Annotated in this window: 19 protein-coding genes; 7 read left to right on the plus strand and 12 right to left on the minus strand. The window is 47.2% G+C overall.

Annotated elements, in window-relative coordinates; genetic code table 11:
• Nucleotides 1-446: 446 nt before the first annotated feature.
• Nucleotides 447-1,202 carry a GerMN domain-containing protein gene (locus tag QUB39_RS26985; RefSeq protein WP_333058571.1) on the plus strand — a complete coding sequence of 252 codons (756 nt, stop codon included), beginning with the start codon at nucleotides 447-449 and terminating at the stop codon, nucleotides 1,200-1,202.
• A 274-nt stretch (nucleotides 1,203-1,476) separates the two neighbouring features.
• On the opposite strand, the gene QUB39_RS26990 is transcribed toward QUB39_RS26985, so the two are convergent.
• From QUB39_RS26990 to efp, 3 genes are all read right to left on the minus strand, one after another.
• Nucleotides 1,477-1,869 carry an ArsR/SmtB family transcription factor gene (locus QUB39_RS26990; RefSeq protein ID WP_006631662.1) on the minus strand — a complete coding sequence of 131 codons (393 nt, stop codon included), beginning with the start codon at nucleotides 1,867-1,869 and terminating at the stop codon, nucleotides 1,477-1,479.
• 30 nt (nucleotides 1,870-1,899) lie between these two features.
• Nucleotides 1,900-2,457 carry an acetyl-CoA carboxylase biotin carboxyl carrier protein gene (gene accB, locus QUB39_RS26995; RefSeq protein ID WP_333058572.1) on the minus strand — a complete coding sequence of 186 codons (558 nt, stop codon included), beginning with the start codon at nucleotides 2,455-2,457 and terminating at the stop codon, nucleotides 1,900-1,902.
• Nucleotides 2,458-2,656: 199 nt separating this feature from the next.
• Nucleotides 2,657-3,214, minus strand: coding sequence for an elongation factor P (gene efp, locus QUB39_RS27000; protein WP_333058573.1), 558 nt, complete (start codon nucleotides 3,212-3,214; stop codon nucleotides 2,657-2,659).
• A gap of 575 nt (nucleotides 3,215-3,789) precedes the next feature.
• Between efp and QUB39_RS27005 the strand changes: the two genes are divergently transcribed.
• The 3 genes from QUB39_RS27005 to thiL all read left to right on the plus strand — a co-directional run bounded on the left by QUB39_RS27005 (nucleotide 3,790) and on the right by thiL (nucleotide 6,503).
• Nucleotides 3,790-4,914, plus strand: coding sequence for a peptidylprolyl isomerase (locus QUB39_RS27005; protein WP_333058574.1), 1,125 nt, complete (start codon nucleotides 3,790-3,792; stop codon nucleotides 4,912-4,914).
• A gap of 246 nt (nucleotides 4,915-5,160) precedes the next feature.
• Nucleotides 5,161-5,475, plus strand: coding sequence for a hypothetical protein (locus QUB39_RS27010; protein WP_333207430.1), 315 nt, complete (start codon nucleotides 5,161-5,163; stop codon nucleotides 5,473-5,475).
• A gap of 32 nt (nucleotides 5,476-5,507) precedes the next feature.
• A complete protein-coding gene (gene thiL / locus QUB39_RS27015; protein ID WP_333212123.1) occupies nucleotides 5,508-6,503 on the plus strand; it encodes a thiamine-phosphate kinase in 996 nt (331 codons plus the stop codon).
• A 49-nt stretch (nucleotides 6,504-6,552) separates the two neighbouring features.
• Here thiL and QUB39_RS27020 read toward each other — a convergent pair whose 3' ends face one another.
• From QUB39_RS27020 to QUB39_RS27035, 4 genes are all read right to left on the minus strand, one after another.
• Nucleotides 6,553-7,197, minus strand: coding sequence for a hypothetical protein (locus tag QUB39_RS27020; RefSeq protein WP_333057643.1), 645 nt, complete (start codon nucleotides 7,195-7,197; stop codon nucleotides 6,553-6,555).
• Nucleotides 7,198-7,369: 172 nt separating this feature from the next.
• A complete protein-coding gene (locus tag QUB39_RS27025) occupies nucleotides 7,370-8,170 on the minus strand; it encodes a Uma2 family endonuclease (protein WP_333057642.1) in 801 nt (266 codons plus the stop codon).
• Nucleotides 8,171-8,266: 96 nt separating this feature from the next.
• A complete protein-coding gene (locus QUB39_RS27030) occupies nucleotides 8,267-9,439 on the minus strand; it encodes a cysteine desulfurase family protein (RefSeq protein WP_333212125.1) in 1,173 nt (390 codons plus the stop codon).
• Between the two features lie 94 nt (nucleotides 9,440-9,533).
• Entirely contained in the window at nucleotides 9,534-9,935 is a 402-nt protein-coding gene (locus QUB39_RS27035; protein ID WP_333057640.1) for a DUF7682 family zinc-binding protein, read from the minus strand.
• 191 nt (nucleotides 9,936-10,126) lie between these two features.
• Here QUB39_RS27035 and QUB39_RS27040 point away from each other — a divergent pair, with 191 nt between their 5' ends.
• Both QUB39_RS27040 and QUB39_RS27045 read left to right on the plus strand, forming a co-directional pair.
• Nucleotides 10,127-11,791, plus strand: a complete 1,665-nt coding sequence (locus QUB39_RS27040; protein WP_333392419.1) for a DUF655 domain-containing protein — start codon at nucleotides 10,127-10,129, stop codon at nucleotides 11,789-11,791.
• A 175-nt stretch (nucleotides 11,792-11,966) separates the two neighbouring features.
• Nucleotides 11,967-12,611, plus strand: a complete 645-nt coding sequence (locus QUB39_RS27045; RefSeq protein ID WP_333485197.1) for a hypothetical protein — start codon at nucleotides 11,967-11,969, stop codon at nucleotides 12,609-12,611.
• Nucleotides 12,612-12,902: 291 nt separating this feature from the next.
• On the opposite strand, the gene cax is transcribed toward QUB39_RS27045, so the two are convergent.
• Nucleotides 12,903-14,003, minus strand: coding sequence for a calcium/proton exchanger (cax, locus tag QUB39_RS27050; protein WP_333057645.1), 1,101 nt, complete (start codon nucleotides 14,001-14,003; stop codon nucleotides 12,903-12,905).
• Between the two features lie 194 nt (nucleotides 14,004-14,197).
• Here cax and QUB39_RS27055 point away from each other — a divergent pair, with 194 nt between their 5' ends.
• Complete coding sequence (locus QUB39_RS27055) at nucleotides 14,198-14,947, plus strand: Uma2 family endonuclease (RefSeq protein WP_333057635.1); 750 nt, start codon at nucleotides 14,198-14,200, stop codon at nucleotides 14,945-14,947.
• A gap of 214 nt (nucleotides 14,948-15,161) precedes the next feature.
• Here QUB39_RS27055 and QUB39_RS27060 read toward each other — a convergent pair whose 3' ends face one another.
• From QUB39_RS27060 to QUB39_RS27075, 4 genes are all read right to left on the minus strand, one after another.
• Nucleotides 15,162-15,782, minus strand: a complete 621-nt coding sequence (locus QUB39_RS27060; protein ID WP_333200274.1) for a DUF6391 domain-containing protein — start codon at nucleotides 15,780-15,782, stop codon at nucleotides 15,162-15,164.
• Nucleotides 15,783-15,959: 177 nt separating this feature from the next.
• Entirely contained in the window at nucleotides 15,960-16,673 is a 714-nt protein-coding gene (locus tag QUB39_RS27065) for an MORN motif-containing protein (RefSeq protein WP_333200287.1), read from the minus strand.
• Between the two features lie 102 nt (nucleotides 16,674-16,775).
• On the minus strand, nucleotides 16,776-17,540 hold the full coding sequence (locus QUB39_RS27070) for an MORN motif-containing protein (protein WP_333262368.1): 765 nt from the start codon (nucleotides 17,538-17,540) through the stop codon (nucleotides 16,776-16,778).
• Between the two features lie 215 nt (nucleotides 17,541-17,755).
• Nucleotides 17,756-19,822, minus strand: a complete 2,067-nt coding sequence (locus QUB39_RS27075) for a hypothetical protein (protein WP_333303953.1) — start codon at nucleotides 19,820-19,822, stop codon at nucleotides 17,756-17,758.
• Nucleotides 19,823-19,907: the final 85 nt, after the last annotated feature.

Below are 19,907 nucleotides of genomic sequence, written 5' to 3' on the forward strand. Positions count from 1 at the left end.
TGCTCCTTCTATCAATGGCTAAGTTTTAGTCTGAGATTGACAAAAAGCGCTCCTAGAAATAGGGGCGCTTTTTGTTTTGGGGAATTTTTTTTTAGAGACCTGCTTCAATCCGTTAAATCCCTTAAATCCGTTACCCCCCTTACCTCCGTTGCCTTCCTTCTTGCTTTTTACTTATTGTTTCTTCCTTTATTCTTTAATTTTTTATGATTACTATAGAATATAGCCACTAGGCCGATCGAGATACTGTGACATACTCCACGGCGAAATCTTATATTATGGTCTAGGATTCCAATAGTCGGATTCAGAATATGTTGGGCTTGCTATAAAGTGTTCGCTAGCAGCAATGCAATTGTGTCAATTCCAGAATCTAACCATAGACAAATGTAGCTGATCGGGAGTCGCTCCTCACCGTCCCAAGCGCTCTATTTCTAAAGAGGATTTGTATTATGAAAGATGGACAAGAAGTACGCCGCGCCTCCACAGCCGTCATTGCCGGTGCTTGCGGGTTGGCTTTACTGACGGGAGGGGGCATTGCCTGGTGGACTGCGAACCGTTCGCCAACCCCTGCAGATACGCCGTCTTCTGCTCAGACTACCGCTCCGCCCCTTTCCCCAATTCCTGCGGAATCTCCTGCTGTAGTGATACCCGTACCCCCTCCAAATCCTGTACAAGTGCCACAGGTTCAGACGCCACAGGTTCAGACGCCACAGGTTCAGACGCCTAACGCTCTGTTGCCAAAGTCACCGCAGCCAAAGCCTTTGCCACAGACTGATGTCCAGACTGTGCAAGTCTACTGGGTTAAAGATGCCAGCGGCAAATTTGAGGGAGTTCCTACGAAAGTAGCTGTCAAACAAGCTGACAAGCCTGATGCAGCTTTACAAGCTGCTTTTAACAGTTTGTTAGCTGGGCCGAAGGATGGAACTGTTTCTAGCGAAATTCCTAATGGGACAAAACTCAGGGGTTTGAGTGTTAAGAATGACGGAGTTTATGTCGATTTGTCAGCAGAATTTACTTCGGGGGGAGGGAGCAATTCGATGACTGGCAGGTTGGGGCAGGTTATCTATACGGCTACGAGTTTACAACCGAATACCAAGGTTTGGATTTCGGTGGAAGGCAAGCCTTTAGAACTTTTAGGTGGCGAAGGTTTGGAGGTGGCTCAGCCGAGTACCCGCCAAAGTTTTGACAAAAATTTTCCCCTTTAGTAATTATGAGTCATTAGTTAGGAGTCATTAGTTAGGAGTCATTAGTCATCGGTCTGAAGGCAGAGAGTAGGGATTGATAACTTATGACTCATGGCTGATGACTCATGACCACGAATTTCTTCATGTGGTACCCGCCACGTGATTTATCCGTGGAATCAATCCCAAATCGAAAATCGAAAATCACTTATTGCCCCCGCATTTATCTCGCGCAAGTCAATCGAAAATCTAAAATCTAAAATCTAAAATCGATTGACTGGGGACTGGCAACTAATTTTCAGTGCTTCGTAGTTAGGCTAAATGCCCGAAAGTGTAGGGCTTGCTGTTCGATCCGGCTGGCAAGCCGATCGCACACCATATTACACAGCTCAAAAATTAACTCGTCTTGCACCTTATAATAAGCTGAAGTCCCTTCACTCCGGCGAGTGAGGATACCAGCTTGGAGCATGAGTTTTAGGTGCTTAGAAACATTGGCTTGACTCGTTTGAGTAGCTTCCACCAATTCTTGCACGCATTTTTCGCCGTCGCGAAGCAGGTTCAAAATTCGTAAACGCATGGGTTCGCTCAAAATACTGAAATACTCAGCAACTTGTTGCACAACCTCTTGCGGGACAGGCTGGGATGACTTCATCAAACTCACCGGAGAGAAGTGATCGGGAAATATTAGCATTTATTCTGTCCATAACAATAAAGTAATCCTTCAATCCGGATTAATTCGCATCAACACTTGACCGTATTCGACAGGTTCGCCATTTTGAACTAAAATTTCCATCACTTGACCGGAGACTTCATCAGCATCGATCTCGTTCATCAGCTTCATCGCTTCGATAATACAGACTGTCTGGCCGACCTTGATGCGATCGCCCACATTGACAAAAGGAGGCTCGTCAGGAGCAGCAGCGCGATAAAAGGTTCCTACCATCGGCGAGATAATTGACACCCATTTGGTATCGACAGAAGCAGGTACGGCAGCAGGTACAGCGACAGGGGCGACGGGAACAGGGGCAGGCAGATCCGCTGCTAAATTTTGGTCAACAGCAGGAGGTGACGCTAAGGTGGGGCTAGGAACCGCGCCCAAGGCGATTGGAGCGACAGTCGCCACGGCAGCAGGGAGCGCAGCAGAGGTGGCTGGTGAACTTGCCAGAATGCCTTTGCGTACTGTTAGTTCAATATCCCCACTTTTTAATGTCAGTTCCGAAATGCCAGTTTTGTCTAATACAGTTAGCAGGTCACAAAGCTGGTTTAAGTCTAGTTGCACAGCAGATTCAAGGGTAATTAATAATTGAAAATTGAGAATTGAAAATTGAAGATTCAGAATCCGGCGAAGCTATGAGCATCAACGAATTTGGAGAAAAAAGGGATAGTTTTTAAGCTGTGAGCGATGAGTATTGAATTTATAATTCTTTAACTCATAACTCAGAACTAAAAACTAAAAACTCCCTTTTATTCCCTCGTTTCTATTCTCGGCCGAGGTACTTGTCTTCACGAGTATCAATCCGAATCCGTTCTCCAATGGAAATAAAGAGAGGCACCATAACCTGAGCTCCGGTGGAGACGATCGCGGGTTTGCTGCCACCGGTGGCAGTATCTCCTTTGACTCCGGGATCGGTTTGCAGCACTTCCAAGACGACAGAATTGGGGAGTTCCACTTCCATGATTTGGTCGTTCCAGCGTAGGATGCTGACTTCCATCCCTTCACTGAGGTACTTGACACGATCGCCTATTTGCTTAGCATTGAGGCGACTTTCCTCGTAAGTTTCCATATCCATAAAGACGAACTCGTCGCCCTCTTTATAGGTATGCTGCATCACACTCTTTTCCAGGTTGGCTTGAGGCATAGTCTCGCCCGCCCGGAAGGTTTGTTCTACTACGTTTCCGGTTTGGACGTTTTTTAATTTTGTCCGCACGAAAGCCGAGCCTTTTCCTGGCTTGACGTGGAGGAATTCGATAACCCGCCACACGCCGTTATTCCATTCAATTGAAACACCTGGTCGAAAGTCGTTACTGGAGATCATATAAATTTTTGCGGGCAATCCCGTCGCCTTGCCGGCACGGGGGAAGTACAGTGAGTCGATTTTAGATTTGAGATTTTAGATTTGAGATTTACTCCACAGATGAATTTGGGAGATTGAACCTTGGTCTAAAATTTTGATCTCTCCACGACAGGAGTCTGGGATTGTATCCGTTTTTGAGCGGGTCAGGTTAAAGCCGCAGTCTAGCTGACGGCATCAAAAAGCAATTGGCATTTTATTTTACCGTTCAAAGGGAGCAAGTGCTGTACTGAAATGTTAATGGCAGTGGGCAGTGGGCTGTTGTCAGTTGACAATTCCCGCATCCAGGATACCCGCCACGTGATTCATCCGTCCAGAAATAAAAAACCTGTATCCGATCGACAAGCCCCCGAATTTATCTCGCGCAAGTCAATCTAAAATCTAAAATCTAAAATCTCAAATCTAAAATCGATTGACTGTTGAGTGTTGTTAGTGGGCAACTCCTCCCGGGCCGAACGAACAGACACTTTAGATGGGTAGCAGCAAAGGCGGGCGGGCAGCGCTGTGGGAAGATAATAGAGGCAATAAAAGTTAAAGTTATGTTGCATTGGCCTAATTTCTCGATCGATACGTGCAAGCGCTGGGTCAAAACCGTCGCTTTAGCGCTTCTGCTGTTCACTCTCGGACTGAGTTTCAGTGCAGTCTCCCATGCCAAACGCCCCAGCAGCAGTATGCCTGCAGGGAATGCGATTACGGACGGGCGGGCGCTGCTGCGCTTCGCTTTACCTATTGACAATCAGACTGTACGAGAGTTGCAAATCAGTCTCGAAGACATTGGCAACCACATACGATCTAAACGTTGGGGGCCTATTAGCAGCGATGTCAGCAGGGCTTCCAGGATTCTCAACCTCCGGGAATCTGACATTTTAGAGAGTATTCCCGACGCCAAAAAGCCGGAAGCTGAGGCGCTAGTTGCAGGAGTCAAGGAGAAAGTTGCTCAACTGGAAAAGGCTGTTGAGGCTAAAGACAGGGACAAAGTGATTGACTTGAAAGCCACAATCCTAGGTTCGGTAGGCGAAATCGAAGAGTTGATGGTGACAAAGTTTCCTTTTGAAGTGCCTGCCAAGTATGCTAATCTGCCTCAACTGAAAGGGCGCGCTACTGTGGCTGTACAAACTGAAAAAGGGGAAATTACTGTTGTGGTTGACGGCTACAGCGCCCCGGTTACGGCTGGTAATTTTGTGGATTTAGTCGATCGAGGTTTTTATGACGGTTTGCCGTTTATTCGATCGGAAGAATCCTACGTTTTGCAAACGGGAGATCCCGAAGGCAAGGAAGAGGGTTTTATTGACCCAGCTACTGGCAAATACCGGAATATACCGCTAGAAGTGCTCGTCAGGGAGGAAAAAGAACCTATTTACGGGATTACTCTAGAAGATGCGGGGCGCTATCGCGACGAACCTGTTTTGCCTTTTTCTGCTTTCGGTACTGTGGCTATGGCCCGTACAGAAACTGACCCTGATAGCGCTTCTTCTCAGTTTTTCTTTTTCTTGTTTGAACCTGAACTCACGCCCGCTGGCCTGAATCTGTTGGACGGCCGCTATGCTGTTTTTGGTTACATGATTGAAGGAAAAGAAGTTTTGGAGCAACTGAAGCAGGGAGACAAGATTGTATCTGCTAAGGTAGTTAAAGGAATCGAAAATTTGGTGCGACCTCAAGTTTAATTAATGAGGGCGATTGAAATCGCTTTTACACCAAAGTGACGGCGATTGAAATCGCTTTTACAGAAACAAAGCCCGCCTGCGCGGGCTGAAAAAATCAATAGTGACAGGCATTGAAATCTTTTCTAAATAAAGAAAGGTAACGGCGATTGAAATCACTTTTACACAGACAAAGCCCGCCGGAATCAGGCTGGAAGAAGAGATAATTTTTATAGTTTCGTTATTAAAATTAGGAATTCCATCGAAAATATGGCTATTTTACAATTTTTATTGGTAATGGGTTTGGGCGGATTCGCAGGCTTGTTGATTGTAAAAAATGTGAATGAAAACAAGCAAAAGCAGCGGTTGGATGAGGCTTTTTATCAGTTGTTGGAAACTCAAAACAGTCAAATTTCGCTGATTCAACTGGCGGCTAGTGCTAGGGTTGAGGCTGAAGTTGCTCAGCAGTATTTAACTCGGCAAGTTAAGATTTTTTCGGCGATTTTAGAGGTAGATGATGAAGGAGATACTTTTTATAGGTTTCCTAGGTTGCGCTTGCCGCCAAGTTCGGGTAAGGAATGGTGAAGTGAGAAAGTGCGATCGACTAATTCAAAATTATGCAAGTTAAAGATATCGGTGAACAAGGTCTTTTAAGAATATTGCAAAAATTCTGCCCCGCAGAGATAGTGGGTGATGATTGCGCCGTAGTTCCGACAAATCCCAACCAATCTCTGGCTATCACTACAGATATGTTGGTGGATGGAGTGCATTTTAGCGATCGCACTACGGGGCCTTATTACGCAGGATGGCGCGCCGCAGCGGCAAATTTGTCGGATCTGGCTGCGATGGGAGCAACGCCTCTGGCGGTGACTGTAGCCCTCGCTGTGGCGGCGGATACGGCTGTGGAGTGGGTTGAAGAGTTTTATCGGGGGATGACGGCTTGCTTGCAAGAATATGATACGCCGATCGTCGGTGGCGATGTTGTGCGATCGCCCGTTGTGACTGTGGCGATTACGGCTTTTGGACAAGTTGAGTGCGATCGTACCATTAGTCGGTCAAATGCGCGATCGGGCTGGGCGATTGTCGCCACGGGTGTTCACGGAGCCTCCCGCGCGGGATTAGAATTGCTGTTAAATCCAGAATTCGGGCAAAATCTGGAAAAGGTCGATCGAGCTTCTTTAATTCTCGCTCACCAGCGCCCTAAACCGAGGCTGGATGTTTTGCCGGTTGTTTGGGAAATATTAGGTTCTGCGGGTGAGTTTTCCATCGCCGGAATGGACAGCAGCGACGGTTTAGCAGATGCGATTATTCAAATTTGTCGGGCTAGCGGTGTTGGCGCAAAAGTCGATCGTACAAAACTACCAATTCCCGATATTTTCAGCGAAATAGTATCAACCGAAAAAGCTTTAGATTGGGCCTTATACGGCGGAGAAGACTTCGAGTTAGTGATTTTTTTGCCAATAACAAGCGCTGAGTTATTAGTGGAAAAAATAGGAAACCGAGCCGCAATTGTGGGAATCGCTACCGATAGCACTGATATCTGGTTAACTGATAGCAGTGGCATTTATCCTGATGCTATATTAAAGCTCGATCGAGGATTTCAACACTTCTGAATTATCTCGCTTGTCCGCATAGGCAGACTTGGTTTGTGTAGACGCGGTTTCAACCGCCTGTTTTTTTGCTGTTATTGTAGGCAGTAGCCAGATTATTTTGGGTTTGCGTCCATTTTTCGCTACCGGGTTCCCGATTATTTAAAACTATTTCATAACCCGCAATGGCAATTTGAATATTATTCCCTTTATTCCCACTGGGAAACTCACTAATATGAATACTCAAATTTTCAATAAGACCGATAATTGAGCTAATTGTTTCTGAGTTTTCGCCAGCAATTAACTTTTTCGCCACTTGCTGTAAAGTCTCGGCAAAACTGGCATTAAGGAGATGTTGTCGCCCTTCCAGCATGGGGTAAATTACTGCTATATCCCCGTTGCTATCTTGTTCTGCTTGCAATAATTCTAGGAAAAAATTTGCATAGTCTTGGAATTTTTCACTCTTCGAGTTATTGCTATCTACGTCATCGTTCATATCGATGAGTTGCGCTAGGTAACTAGCTAGATGTCGGAGGAATTTAGCGCCATTTTCCCCTCCTTGTTCTGCCAAGGTTGATGCTACTAACTCACAAGTTTCCAGAAATCCGCGATCGAGTAATTCTGAGTTATCCTGTAATATTTGCGCTTCGTCTCCCTTGGGGGCATTCAGCAGGGTGTGAATTAATTGCAGATAGGCTTGGGCGCGGTTTTCTTCCATTTTGGGGAGTTTTGAATAACACCGGGATTTATTTTATCATGCTTGGTGGGTGGCCAGAAACCGGGTTTTTGCGAGAATATGTGGTTACAGGCGAAGATTCTGGAAAAAACCCGGTTTCTTTGGTTGTGCGTAGAAAGAATGGACTCGGCGGTTTCCACAGCCGAATCATCTATTACAATTGATTTAGATCGATTCCCATTTCTCGCAATCTTGATTCTAAAGCTTGCGATCGCGATCGTTCTTGTTGCAGCAAAGTTTCTGTCTCACTGGCGCGTCGCTCTGCTTGCTGAGCTTGTTGCTCTGCTTGTTGTCGCAGTTGCTCTGCTTGTTGTCGCAGTTGCTCGGCTTGCTGAGCTTGTTGCTCGGCCTCAATAGCCCGCGCTTGAGCCTGTCGTCGCAATTGAGCGAGTTCCACAAAACTCATAAACGCTTCTCCATCAGGGCCGAACATTTCTAGTCCCGTTTCAGATAATTGAAACCGCACGCCCAGTCTGGGGCTGATCCAACCGTCTATTTGTTCGATCGCTTCTAATTGTTCCTCTTGACGTTGCCATCCAGTCAACTCTAATGTTTGTGGGTCGTACAAATAGTATTCTTCCACACCATAACGTTCGTAAAATTTGAACTTTTGAATCATCGGAGCGGGCCGATTTCCCGGCGACCAAATTTCAAACACAACTTGTGGCCCAATATTATCTTCATTCCACTGTTGATAGGAACCACGATATCCTTTTGGTCTACCAAAAACTACCATCACATCTGGTGCTTGGCAAAGTTTATTATTTCCTTCAACGGGATACCAAAGTAAGTCACCGGCGACAAAAACATTCGGGTCATTCGCAAACAATAGTTCAGAATTTTCTTTAATCCAAACGATTAATCGAAACTGCTCGGTATTATCTGACATTGGTTCGCCGTTATCGTCGGGGTAGATGATATTTTGTTTGTCGGGAGATTGCAGTTTTGTAACCATTGCTTTTTCCCCAAAATAGATGGTGAATTTATTTTAGTGTAAATGATATCAAGCGGCTTTTTTGTGGGAAACGTGTTTTCAAGACCGGAATCCTTCCTAACGCCTAGATAATGCTACCTTGGGCATTAATCTATCCAAAATTTGCTCTATCGCCATTACTGTCCAATCAATATCCGCTTCTGTGGTTTCTCGTCCCAAACTCAAGCGAATGCCGCCAACGGCCTTAGTTTTACTATATCCCATTGCCAATAATATCGGACTCGGAGTTAGTTTGCCGCTGTTACAAGCAGAACCGGAACTAATGCCAATTCCTGCTAAGTTTAGCTGTCGCACTAAAGTCTTGCCTGTCACTTTCCCTGTGTCGCCGTCGGGAGAAACAATGCAAAAACTGACGTGGTGCGGCAGCCGACAATATCGATCGCCCGTTGCGACTAAACTGGGTACGTGGGATAATCGGTCAAAAAGTCGATCGCGCAATGCAATTAACCTCGGCGTTTCCACATCTATTTCCTGCAATGCTAACTCCGCCGCCACCCCAAAACCGACGATTGTCGGCAGCGCTTGTGTCCCGGAACGCAGTTTCAATTCTTGGTCACCACCGCCTAACATTGGCACTAATTCTACTCCTGGACGCACGTAAAGCGCCCCCGCACCTTGTGGCCCGTAAAGTTTGTGACTGGAAACCGAAAGCAAGTCTACGGGAAGTTTCTGCACGTCAACTTGCAGCTTGCCGGCAACTTGAACTGCATCGGTATGAAACATGATATTGCGATCGCGCGCAATTTGTCCTAATGCCTCAATTGGTTGCAGCGTGCCAACTTCGCTTTGTCCGTAAATGATGGAAATTAACACTGTATTCGATCGCAGGGACTCTTGCAAATCCAAAGGGTGAATTCGCCCCAATTTATCAACTGGTAGGCGCGTTACCTCCCATCCCAACTGTTCGAGTTGTCGCGCCGGTTCTGCTACAGCGGAGTGCTCTACGCTGGAGATAATAATATGCTGCGGCTTTGTATAAAGACGGGCAATTCCCATAATTGCCAAATTGTCCGCTTCAGTGCCGCCGGAAGTAAAAATCATCGATTCCGGTAGCGCGTTAATCAAGCTAGCAACCTGCATTCTTGCTAATTCTAAAGCTGTCGCCGCCCTTTGTCCCCACTCGTGCAAGCTGGAAGGATTTCCCCACTGCTGAGTAAGGGCTGTTTGCATGGCTTGAATCGCTTCTGGGCGGGCGGGTGTTGTGGCGCTATAGTCGAGGTAAATTTGCATGATAAATAACTAATTAATGACTGTTGACTGTTGACTGTTGACTGTTGACTGTTGTGAGTGGCTACCAATAGCCAATAAAACCAATAACTGATGACTAACTTCCTGGTTTGCAGACGTTGTAGTCTTCATGGGACAAAACTTTTTGGGGAGTTAAGAAAGTGCCGCAATCTTCACAAAGCATTCTGTAGTTGCGAGTTACAGGAATACTGATTATCAAACGGTTGTGACGCAGGCGTTTGCCGCCGAAATCTCTGTAATTCTTATTTTCGCCCAAAGCTGCTATAATTGTTCGGGCTTTAGTGACTACGTGGTCGGGCAGACCTCTGAGATCGATGATATCTCTAGCAAATGATGCTTCCCTCTCTTGTTTTTTGGTTTGTTTTTGTGTCAGGACTTCAACGTAATGCTGCTGCGCCACCAACTCTTGCGTGCAGCGATGGCACGCTTTACCATATCCTTTGTGACCGCACGGAAAAATTCTTTTTCTTTTAGCCATAAAGCAGCGGTATAGGGTTTGACCCACGCCCCTGAATGCTGCTACCTTACCAGTGATGCTTCCGGCATCGAGGCAGTTCTACAAGACGCAAAATCTGTTCCCTTGCATAAATTTAATAGGTTGTAACTTTACTTGATCCAATAGCTTTGAACTGTGAGAAGGCTAATAACCTCTATATTTATTAAAATTTTGTGGCTGTATTGTATTATCATTTACTCGGTTTCTGTTGTGCTGGGCTGGTGGCGATCAATCTGGCGGGCTGCGGACAAACAAAGCAAGACGTGCAGAATTTACCTCTCAGTCTGGCTCCATTGCCTCAAGACCCCTTGTTGCAAGTATACTTCAATCAGTCGATCGCTTCGAGTTATACAGAGCCTTACCGCCAGCAAACTAGACCTGGAGATGATTTAGAAAACTTGATTGCTGTGGCGATCGCCAGTGCTGGATCGACGGTAGATGTTGCGGTTCAGGAGTTTCGCTTGCCCGGTATTGCGAGGGTTTTGGCCGAACGAGGGCGATCGGGAATTAAAGTGAGATTAATTGTCGAACATATCTATAGTCGCCCTTGGAGCGATTTTACAGCCCAGGAGTTGGCGAAATTACCGGAAAGAGAGCGCGATCGTTATAACGAATTTGTGCAACTTGCCGATACCAATAAAGACGGTAAATTAACGGCAGATGAAATCAAGCAAAATGATGCTTTGGTAATTGTCAAAGATGCGGGTATTCCTGTAATTGACGATACTGCTGACGGCAGTAAAGGCAGCGGTTTGATGCACCACAAATTTGTTGTAATTGACGGCAAAACCGTAATCGTAACTTCGGCTAATTTTACCACAAGCGATATACATGGCGATTTCAAGACACCTGCAAGTCGCGGCAATGCGAACAATTTGCTGAAAATTGAAAATGCTCAAATAGCGCAACTATTTACTCAAGAATTTAACATCATGTGGGGCGACGGGCCCGGAGGCAAACCGGACAGCAAGTTTGGCATCAAAAAGCCGTTGCGTCAAGTGCAAAAAGTAAGAGTAGGGAATGCGACAGTGGCGGTGCAATTTTCGCCGATTTCCCAGACTTTGCCTTGGGAAAACAGTGTCAACGGTTTGATAAATCGAACTTTGGGTAGTGCGAAAAAGTCGGTTGATTTGGCATTGTTTGTATTTTCGGCTCAGCGGTTGTCAAATACTTTGGAAATTCAAGCTAGCCGGGGAGTTGCGGTGCGAGCTTTAATTGACTCTAATTTTATTTATCGCTCTTACAGTGAAGGGTTGGATATGATGGGGGCGACTTTGATGCAAGATTGCAAGTTAGAAACTGACAATCGCCCTTGGAGAAAGCCGCTGACTGCGGTGGGAGTGCCGCTGTTACCAATGGGCGATCGCCTGCACCACAAATTCGGCGTTGTGGACGGCAAAACGGTGCTTACAGGTTCTCACAACTGGAGTGAGGCGGCAAATCACGGGAATGACGAGGCGCTGCTGGCGATCGATAATCCGACAGTTGCGGCCCATTTTGAGCGGGAGTTCGATCGGCTTTACAAAGGTGCAACCTTGGGAATTCCCGCCCGCATCAAACAGAGAATTGATGCTAAGAAAAAAGAGTGCGATTCACTACAAGCAGCATCAAAATCTGCGAGTGCTAAACCTCAAATTGCTGCCGGAAAAAAGTTAGTTAATTTAAATGCCGCGACTCAGGAAGAATTAGAAACTTTGCCTGGAGTTGGCCCGAAGTTAGCCGAGAGAATTATTGCAGCGCGACAACAGCAACCTTTTACCTCTTTAGACGACGTGGCACGGGTTCAGGGCATTGGGGACAAGATTTTAGAGAGATGGCGCGATCGAGTAACTTGGTAGTTACGTTCGTAATTCTGTAGGTTGGGTTGAGGAACGAAACCCAACACTCATTAATTGGATGTTGGGTTTCGTTCCTCAACCCAACCTACACTATCTACTTTGACAACACCTCAGCTCTCAAGTTAAAATAACTGCTAAACAAAATGCTATCTATTCACATTAGAGGTAGAGAGAGATGGAACACGCCAGATTTGTTATGGGGAGGCCACAAATCAAATTTTTAGCTATTTTTATGGGGGCAATTTTTTTGACGCTAGCAGCTTTCACAGTCAGCGCCCAGCAGAGTAGCGAAGCACAATTTAGGGTCAAAAACGAAAACGCTTTTAATATTAATTTAATTCAATTTAAGCGCACTGAATATGTAGGCCCCTGTGCCGGTACTGTCTTCTCCCCTGATTCGCAAAGCGCTCGATTTGTCTCCAGCAAAACTCCTCCCGGCCCTAACAGAAGGGTGATGATTAAAAATGTGACTGATGGCATGGAAACTAACCCCTATCCCTACACAGACAGAGGTTACAACAAAGGTGAGTTTTCCGAGGATTTTGGATTTAAGTTGGGTAACAGTCACAAAACAAGAACTTTTTCGGTTTTAGAGGGAGAAAATAAGTTTATCTATGAAATTAAAGAAAATGACCAAGTTATAGAACAGGGTGCGCTTACGGCTGAAGTTTCTATACAAAACTTAGGTACTTTTCCCCGTCAGCAAATTTGTCAAGATCGGGTAGAATGTCGGGATACTGCTGATTGTCGCGATCGTAAAGGCAGAAAAAGAAGTTGCAGACAAGAGTGTTTTCCTGTTCAACAGTGTCGCTGTCCCTAACTACTTTCTGTCCAAAAATTATTTTATTTAATTAAGGCCAGAAGACAAAGAGGAATAACAAACCAGAAACAAGATAAGTTATTTTCCACGGAATAGGGGCAACCACGCAGCGCTGTTTCATTCTCTTGTAGGGGCTGCCCCCCGTGGCTGCCCCCATGTCCCAAACGGCTGTGAAATCGTCTGTGGGGGCTAGGCATTCTTGGCACTACAAGGGTCAAAAGCCTGATTTTCGTGAGAAAGAAACCGCCCTGGGCAACCACGGGCGATTGCCCCTCCAATAAAATTGTTGGTTCAAGTAATTGGGTGAAAGTAAAATGCTGCTCCTAACACGATATATGTTGCTAAAAGCAGCACTCCTTCGAGCCAATTAGAGCGCCCGTCGAGACTAATTAGATTAGCAATTGTTACTGCAATGGCAACTGCAACTACTTCAAACGGATTGAAGTTTAAATCCATCGGCTGATGAATTATTAATCCGATAATTACCAACACCGGCGCTACCAGCAAAGCAACTAGCAAACTCGAACCCATCGCGACAGAAACTGACAAATCCATATTGTTTTTCATCGCCACTCCCACCGCAGTTACATATTCGGCTGCGCCGCCCACAATCGGCAACAGAATTACCCCTGTAAACAGCGGCGTTAATCCCAATCCTTTGGTAGTTTCTTCGACAACACCCACGAAAATTTCTGATTCAAAAGCAACAGCAACAGTTGAGGCAACTAGCACTCCTATCCACAGCCACAAATTCGGTTTGTGCGTAGTAGATTCTTCTTTGGTATTTTGAGGATTTTCTGACTCTAGTTCTACTAAGCCAACATCGTAAAGATAGCTGTGGGTTTTTAATGAAAATAACAGAGTTAGAGCGTAAACTGCAATTAGGACGATCGCAGTTATTAAGGAAAGATTCTGAATGGCTGCGGGTTCGACTCCATTGGAGGTATAAATTACCATTGTCGGCAGCAGGATGGCAATCACTGCTAGAGTCATTGTGGAACCGTTCACCCGCGCGATTATTGGCTTAAATTCCTGTTCTTTGTAGCGGATTCCTCCTAACAGCATGGAAAATCCCATGACTAAAAGCAAGTTGCTGATAATTGTACCGGTTATGCTGGCTTTCACAATGTCAATTAAGCCAGCTTTCAGGGCAACTATGGCAATAATTAATTCCGTAGCATTGCCGAAGACTGCATTTAATAAGCCGCCTATGGAGGGGCCTGTAACGATCGCCACTTCTTCTGTTGCTGTGCTCAACCAAATCGCCAGAGGTATAATGCCTAAAGCGGATGTGATGAAAACTGCGAGGGAGCCCCAGTGCAAATACTCAGCGGCGATGGAAATGGGGATGAAAATTAACAGCGCTATGGAAAGAATCTTTTTGATTGACATAGGAACTCGGATGGTGTAAGGAATGGTGATGTCGAGTTGTCGGGGCGATCGCAAAGTTGATTTTACACTATTCAACTATTCTCTGACAATTCTGCTGGCGAGTGCGATCGATAATTGGAAATATTTAACCGCAAATGCACCCAGAGCGAGGCAGATTGAATATAATAGAATGATATCGACATCGGTGAAAAGATATGTCTCAATCTGTAGTGCCAGTTGTTGAATCAAAGCAAATTGATACTTCACCCACCTTGACCTTTGAAGAATACCGATTTTATCAAACTGATTCCTATCTACAATATGAACTGTACAAAGGCAAATTAATTCCGATGCCAACCGCCACAGTTTTACATATCAAAATTTGCGAGTATTTAGTTTACAAATTGCAGCGTTACCTAGCGGAACACAATCTTGACTTAGTAGCAAAAACAGGTTTAGGAGTGAGAACAGAAGAAGATACATCTCGGATTCCTGATGTAGTTGTTTGCACTCAAAGTCTTTTGGAACAAGCTGGTGCTAGACCAGGTGCTGGTATCCTCGATTTTGAGGAAAAGCCGCTGTTAGTGATAGAGGTAGTGAGTCAAAATCGGCGCGCCGATTATGTGATTAAACGAGCTGAGTACGAACTAGGTAACGTGCCCGAATATGTAATTGTTGACCCTACACCTAACAAAGAACTGGTGCGAGTTTTAGCCTTTCCTGAAGGTGAAGACATCTATACACAAACAGATTTTGTGCCGGGGCAACAAATGGTGTCTGTAGTCTTTCCAAATCTGACATTATCAGTGAATGAAATACTGTCTCCGCCATTAGTTGAAGGGTTGATTAAAGCAGAACAAGCTCGGTTCCAGGAACTTGAGCAGCAAGCTGATGAGCAGCGCCAACGGGCGGAAAGATTGGTGGCGAGGTTGCGAGAATTAGGAGTAGATCCCGATCGCATTTAGGAGCTTTCTGTCTGGAGCATCTCAATGAAAGCAGCCAATCTAGAAATTGGAAGGAGCCAGGAGTCAGGAGTCAGGAAGAAAGAGGAAGAAGGAAGCAGGAAGAAGAAGTGTTTTTACAAATATGAGATGCTCCCTTTCTGTCAGATCCCCGAATTCTTAAAAAAGTCGGGGCTCTGGGTATTCTGTTGTTTGAGGTGGGCTTGGTACTGTGCAACTATTCAACCCAACGCACCCGCACAAAATGAGCTTCGCGTCCCCAGAAGTCGTGACTTACAGTAATATCAACAACACTCAAATTAAACGGAATAGCAGTTGTGACGTACCGCTGAGCTAGAGATCCTACATCTGGAGCTAATTGAGCCGCCGCCGCCGCCGCTGCACCCAAACCTAAAAGTTGCAGAATGGGCCCGCGAGGCAGGGCTAAATTAATGCCAACAGCAAGTCCAGCAGTCAGCAGCATTGCCACCGACAAATTCGTGCCACAGCGGGGATGTACAGCTAAATCCCACTCTCCGCTGGCAATCCGCTGCAAAGCCTCGCGCACTGCCTGACGCAACTGTGCAATGTTAACGTGACCATAAAGATAAAACCCTTGGTCTGTGGACATTCCGCCCAATAACTCATTATCGGTTCTTGCTGTCGTCGCACCAAACGATTGACTTAGTACCCAAACAGTAGCGTGTTCCAAAGCATGAACTTGGCGCAAAGTCAAGACTTCCTTCAAACCGGGCACAAAATTGAGTTGTCGCAACAAATCAGCATCTTGAGTCCGCTGCGGGGCAAAGTCGAAGGGAAACTGCCCGGTGCGGCTGGAAGCAGAAGCAGTAGTTGTCATATCAAAACGCCTCCATTAACTCCATTAAGTGGATATTTAAGATTAGCAATTCGGTTGAGAAAAAGCCGATCATACATTATCAATAGTTTTGACTTTAAAACCTAGCAAGGGCAGGTTTTGTGCAAAAAATATTAGCCCTCAACCTGCCCTTACTAATAGTTCGCACTTATTCCCAGTTTATCGTTCGAGCCGCTGGCCGTCGCGGAACACTCCCGGAAACCGCCGGCCACTGGTATCGATAATTGTGCCTTTGCCGTGAGGCAATCCCTTGCGGAACTCTCCCTGATAGCGGATACCGTTAGAAAACGCGCAGCTACCCCTAGCATCAAGTTCTTCATTAAAGAACTGTCCCGAACACCGGGTACCGTCCGCGCGGGTGAAGACTCCCGCACCTAAAGGCTTGCCCCCTAAAAATTGACCGACAAAGCGATCGCCGTTAGCAAAAATGAATTGCCCCTGTCCAGTCGGCGTACCCACTTTCCAATCCAGAGAAAACGGGCCTATATAGCGATCGCCATTAGTAAAAATAGCTGTCCCGGAACTCACTTTGCCATCTCGGAATATGCCCTCGACGCGGGCGTCGTCGTTAAATATAAATTGTCCTCGACCGTTTGGCTGACCGAGACGGAACTGCCCCTCATAGCGATCGCCGTTGGCATATACGTATACCCCCGTGCCACTGGGCAAACCGTTAACGAACTGTCCGATGTAGCTATCGCCATCGTCGTAATCGCACCTAACTCTACCTGTAGGGATAGCTGGCACGCAGCGACCAGTTTTAGCTCCTGTTCCTTGCGCCATTGATGGCAAGGGATAAGTCGCGTAACTACCAATTCCCAACACTGATGTAACTAATAGAGCGATTCCACTGGTTTTAAAACGGGAAATCATTAACAAAGTCTCTCCTATACGCTTCTGGATATTATTTTCCTTCGTCATTTGTCTTTTGTCCGATTTCTTGTCAACAGTGGCCTGAAAAACTGAATTTATCCTTTAGGAAACTCCGGGTTTGCCGTTGCGAAATACCCCCGGAAAGCGCCTGCCGCTAGCATCGATCATCGTCCCGACACCGTGAGGCAGTCCCTTTCGCAATTCTCCTTCATAGCGCGTACCGTTGGGGAAAGTGCAGGTGACACTAGCATCTAGTTCTTGATTAAAAAATCTGCCGGAACAGCGAGTGCCGTCTTTGCGTACTAATACCCCTGGGCCAAAGGGCGAACCTGCAAAGAATTGTCCTTCGTAGCGATCGCCATTCTCGTAAAAAAATTGACCCCGCCCTGCTGGTTGGCTGCTAATAACATCAGTCTGAACGTTCCTGACGACTGCGAACTCTCCGACGTAGCGCTCGCCGTTGGGAAAAACCACCGTCCCAGACCTCATCGTGCCGTCTTGGAACACGCCTGTGTAGCGGGCATCATCTTTAAAAATGAAAGTCCCTCTACCATCCGGCACTCCATTCCGAAATTGTCCTTCGTAGCGATCGCCATTAGCGTACACGTAGACTCCACTGCCGTCGGGGAGGCCGTTGACGAAATTTCCCTCGTAGTTATCGCCTCCCTCGTAATTGCATTTCACTCTTCCCGTCGGAGGATTTCCTTGGCAGAAGGGAGAGCGTTTTTCTTCTTCGGGTTTTGCCTCTGGTGTTGGCTCTGGTGTTGGTTGAGCCATTGATGGCTGGGGATTCAAGAGATTAGTGGCGCTGCCGATACAAGAAGCAACTAATATCACCATCCCTAATTTTTGAATTGAACCGAGCATGGGAAATCTCCTTTGACTTCAATTAGTGATAGAGCTTTTACAAAAGCTAAGACTCGCTGAAAAGTCTTCTATTTTTTAATCCCTAATGTTTCTTCCCAGAAGCGACTAACTCACTCTATATTAATTTTACCTTCAGATTCGAGATCAGCCATAAACGCTAAGGGCAAAAATTAGAGTTTTTGCCCTTAGCATTTTTCATGCTTTAATGTCAATTTTCAGCGCCGCGTTGAGCTATTCGGATTTGGCCGACGGCTAATAACTGCATTGGCGGGTTGTTGGCGAGTGGCGGGTTTTTCGCCAACACCTTTGGCTACCTCAACGCCGTTTTCCTCCAGAATCACGACTGGATCTGCTCCGGGCTTGATCTCCACCCGCTTCACCAACACTTGCCCGTTAGACAACCGCTGCCCTACTTTGACATATCGACTTGTTGGTTCATTCGGTACTTTGACAATCACTTGCGTCTCGTTCCCGACTTTTACCACGCCACTGACTTCAGTGCCTGTAGCGAGGTCAGTAGAAGGCGGTGGCGGTGGTGCAGGAACTGCTGGTATCTGCGGAGGTGGTGGGGGATTGGGGTCTCTCCACTGGGGCGGGCGCTTGTCTACTGGCAGTTCCGGCAGATCCGGCACTCCTATGGGTCTAGCTGCAATTGGCTGGGGCGGGCGCGGGGGTGCAGGGCGGCGCGGATTCGTACCGGTAGTTGGTGGTGAAGTTGGACGGCCGCCCAATTGAGGCGTATTGAGTCCCGGAACTTGGGGCGGCGAGCCTATTTGGGCTCCATCGCCTCCCGGCAGGCCTGGCTGTCCGGGGCGACTGCCCAATTGAGGCGTATTCAGCCCCGGAACTTGGCGCGGCGAGCCTATTTGCGCGCCTTCGCCTCCGGGAAAACCCGGCTGTCCGGGGCGACGGCCCAATTGAGGCGCATTGAGTCCCGGAACTTGGCGCGGGGAGCCAACTTGCGCGCCTTCGCCTCCCGGAAAACCAGGCTCTCCGCCGCGACGGCCCAATTGAGGCGCATTCAGCCCCGGAACTTGGCGGGGCGAGCCAACTTGCGCGCCTTCGCCTCCCGGCAGAGAAGGATCTCCGGGGCCCGCTGCTATTAAGGGAGATCCCGCTGGGCGACGCCCTACTGGCGGGGGGCTTAGCCCAGGCACTTGTGGCAACGAAGCTAATTGCCGACCCAGGGCCCTCTCGCCTTCTGGCTCACGATTTTCCGGGGTTGCGGATAGAACTGGCAGAAGAGGCGCTTTTGCGATTGTTCGAGCCTCATAGTCTTGATCGCGGAGGGCTGCATCAAGTCTGTTCTTGCCCTGCCGCCAAACTGCTTGCAGCAAATTTATTCGCGTCACGCAGGAAAGTTCCCCCCTTCTTACTGTCGGCGGTCGATATACCTCAATTGCCTCGGCAATTTCGGGAACGATGGAACACCGGAGAGCATCAGCAGGCGATTGATCTCCATAAAGGTTCCACAAGTTTGAGGCTGTCACATATTCACCCAGGGCCTTTTCTATTCTTCTGAAGAATGGTCGGTTAGTTAGTAGTAACTCTCGTCTGGTAACACCAAAATTCCTTCCTGGTACTCCGTAAATAGTCTCGACTAATTTACGCACATCAGTACCGTACTCAGAGTTTTGTGTGGTGTCGTCTAGCAAAGCCTGAAGCGTCCTGAATTCACTGACAACGCTTCTTGCTGTCGGGCTGAGATTGATTTGGGGAGCGGCTGGGCCTCTGAGCTTAGTGCCTCCAATTTGGACTGGGCGGGATAGTTCTGGCAGTTTAGGTATCATGGCCACCTGTCGCTGCGGCAGTTTGGGCAAGGGATTGGCTGTCATCGGCCCTGCTGGGACTCCGCCCGGGACATCGCCAACTCCGGGAGGGTTTTGAACTGTGATCGGTGGCAGCGGCCCAAAGGGGTCTAGCTGAGAAGGATTGGCTGTCACAGGGCCTTGTGGCACCGGCTCAAGGGGAAGCGTTGGATTCCTGTTTTTGTTGTCGCCGATTCCTGTTTGAGCCTGTCTTGCTCGTTCGTCTGGGTTGGTCGATCGAATTAACCCAGGAGGCTGGGCGGCTACTATTGGGGACGGGAAAGCTTGAGCTGCTGGGGTAGGGCTGGCAGTGGCTGCCGGAGATGGAGAGGCTGCAATGGGGCTGGGGCTGGGGCTGGCTGTGTTGCTGCCCTCGTCGCCACCGCATCCTCCGATCGAGAACGCTAGTAGTCCTATAGTTGCAAAATATAAAAGTTTGTGCATTGCCGATCGCCACCAAATCCTTAATTTCAAGATTTCCAACAAGGCTCTGCAATTACAGCCTGTTGCCGTTTATCAGTTTATCTGTGTTTCGATGTTATGCGATCGCTTGAAAATT

This window comes from Microcoleus sp. AT8-B5 (assembly GCF_036705565.1).
GTDB lineage: Bacteria > Cyanobacteriota > Cyanobacteriia > Cyanobacteriales > Microcoleaceae > Microcoleus.

Excerpts from the sequence above, each read along its gene's own strand:
- QUB39_RS26985 (WP_333058571.1), top strand. The coding sequence starts at position 447 with ATGAAAGATGGACAAGAAGTACGCCGCGCCTCCACAGCCGTCATTGCC.
- QUB39_RS26990 (WP_006631662.1), bottom strand. The coding sequence starts at position 1,869 with ATGCTAATATTTCCCGATCACTTCTCTCCGGTGAGTTTGATGAAGTCA.
- efp (WP_333058573.1), bottom strand. The coding sequence starts at position 3,214 with ATGATCTCCAGTAACGACTTTCGACCAGGTGTTTCAATTGAATGGAAT.
- QUB39_RS27005 (WP_333058574.1), top strand. The coding sequence starts at position 3,790 with ATGTTGCATTGGCCTAATTTCTCGATCGATACGTGCAAGCGCTGGGTC.
- QUB39_RS27010 (WP_333207430.1), top strand. The coding sequence starts at position 5,161 with ATGGCTATTTTACAATTTTTATTGGTAATGGGTTTGGGCGGATTCGCA.
- thiL (WP_333212123.1), top strand. The coding sequence starts at position 5,508 with ATGCAAGTTAAAGATATCGGTGAACAAGGTCTTTTAAGAATATTGCAA.
- QUB39_RS27020 (WP_333057643.1), bottom strand. The coding sequence starts at position 7,197 with ATGGAAGAAAACCGCGCCCAAGCCTATCTGCAATTAATTCACACCCTG.
- QUB39_RS27025 (WP_333057642.1), bottom strand. The coding sequence starts at position 8,170 with ATGGTTACAAAACTGCAATCTCCCGACAAACAAAATATCATCTACCCC.
- QUB39_RS27030 (WP_333212125.1), bottom strand. The coding sequence starts at position 9,439 with ATGCAAATTTACCTCGACTATAGCGCCACAACACCCGCCCGCCCAGAA.
- QUB39_RS27035 (WP_333057640.1), bottom strand. The coding sequence starts at position 9,935 with ATGGCTAAAAGAAAAAGAATTTTTCCGTGCGGTCACAAAGGATATGGT.
- QUB39_RS27045 (WP_333485197.1), top strand. The coding sequence starts at position 11,967 with ATGGAACACGCCAGATTTGTTATGGGGAGGCCACAAATCAAATTTTTA.
- cax (WP_333057645.1), bottom strand. The coding sequence starts at position 14,003 with ATGTCAATCAAAAAGATTCTTTCCATAGCGCTGTTAATTTTCATCCCC.
- QUB39_RS27055 (WP_333057635.1), top strand. The coding sequence starts at position 14,198 with ATGTCTCAATCTGTAGTGCCAGTTGTTGAATCAAAGCAAATTGATACT.
- QUB39_RS27060 (WP_333200274.1), bottom strand. The coding sequence starts at position 15,782 with ATGACAACTACTGCTTCTGCTTCCAGCCGCACCGGGCAGTTTCCCTTC.
- QUB39_RS27065 (WP_333200287.1), bottom strand. The coding sequence starts at position 16,673 with ATGATTTCCCGTTTTAAAACCAGTGGAATCGCTCTATTAGTTACATCA.
- QUB39_RS27070 (WP_333262368.1), bottom strand. The coding sequence starts at position 17,540 with ATGCTCGGTTCAATTCAAAAATTAGGGATGGTGATATTAGTTGCTTCT.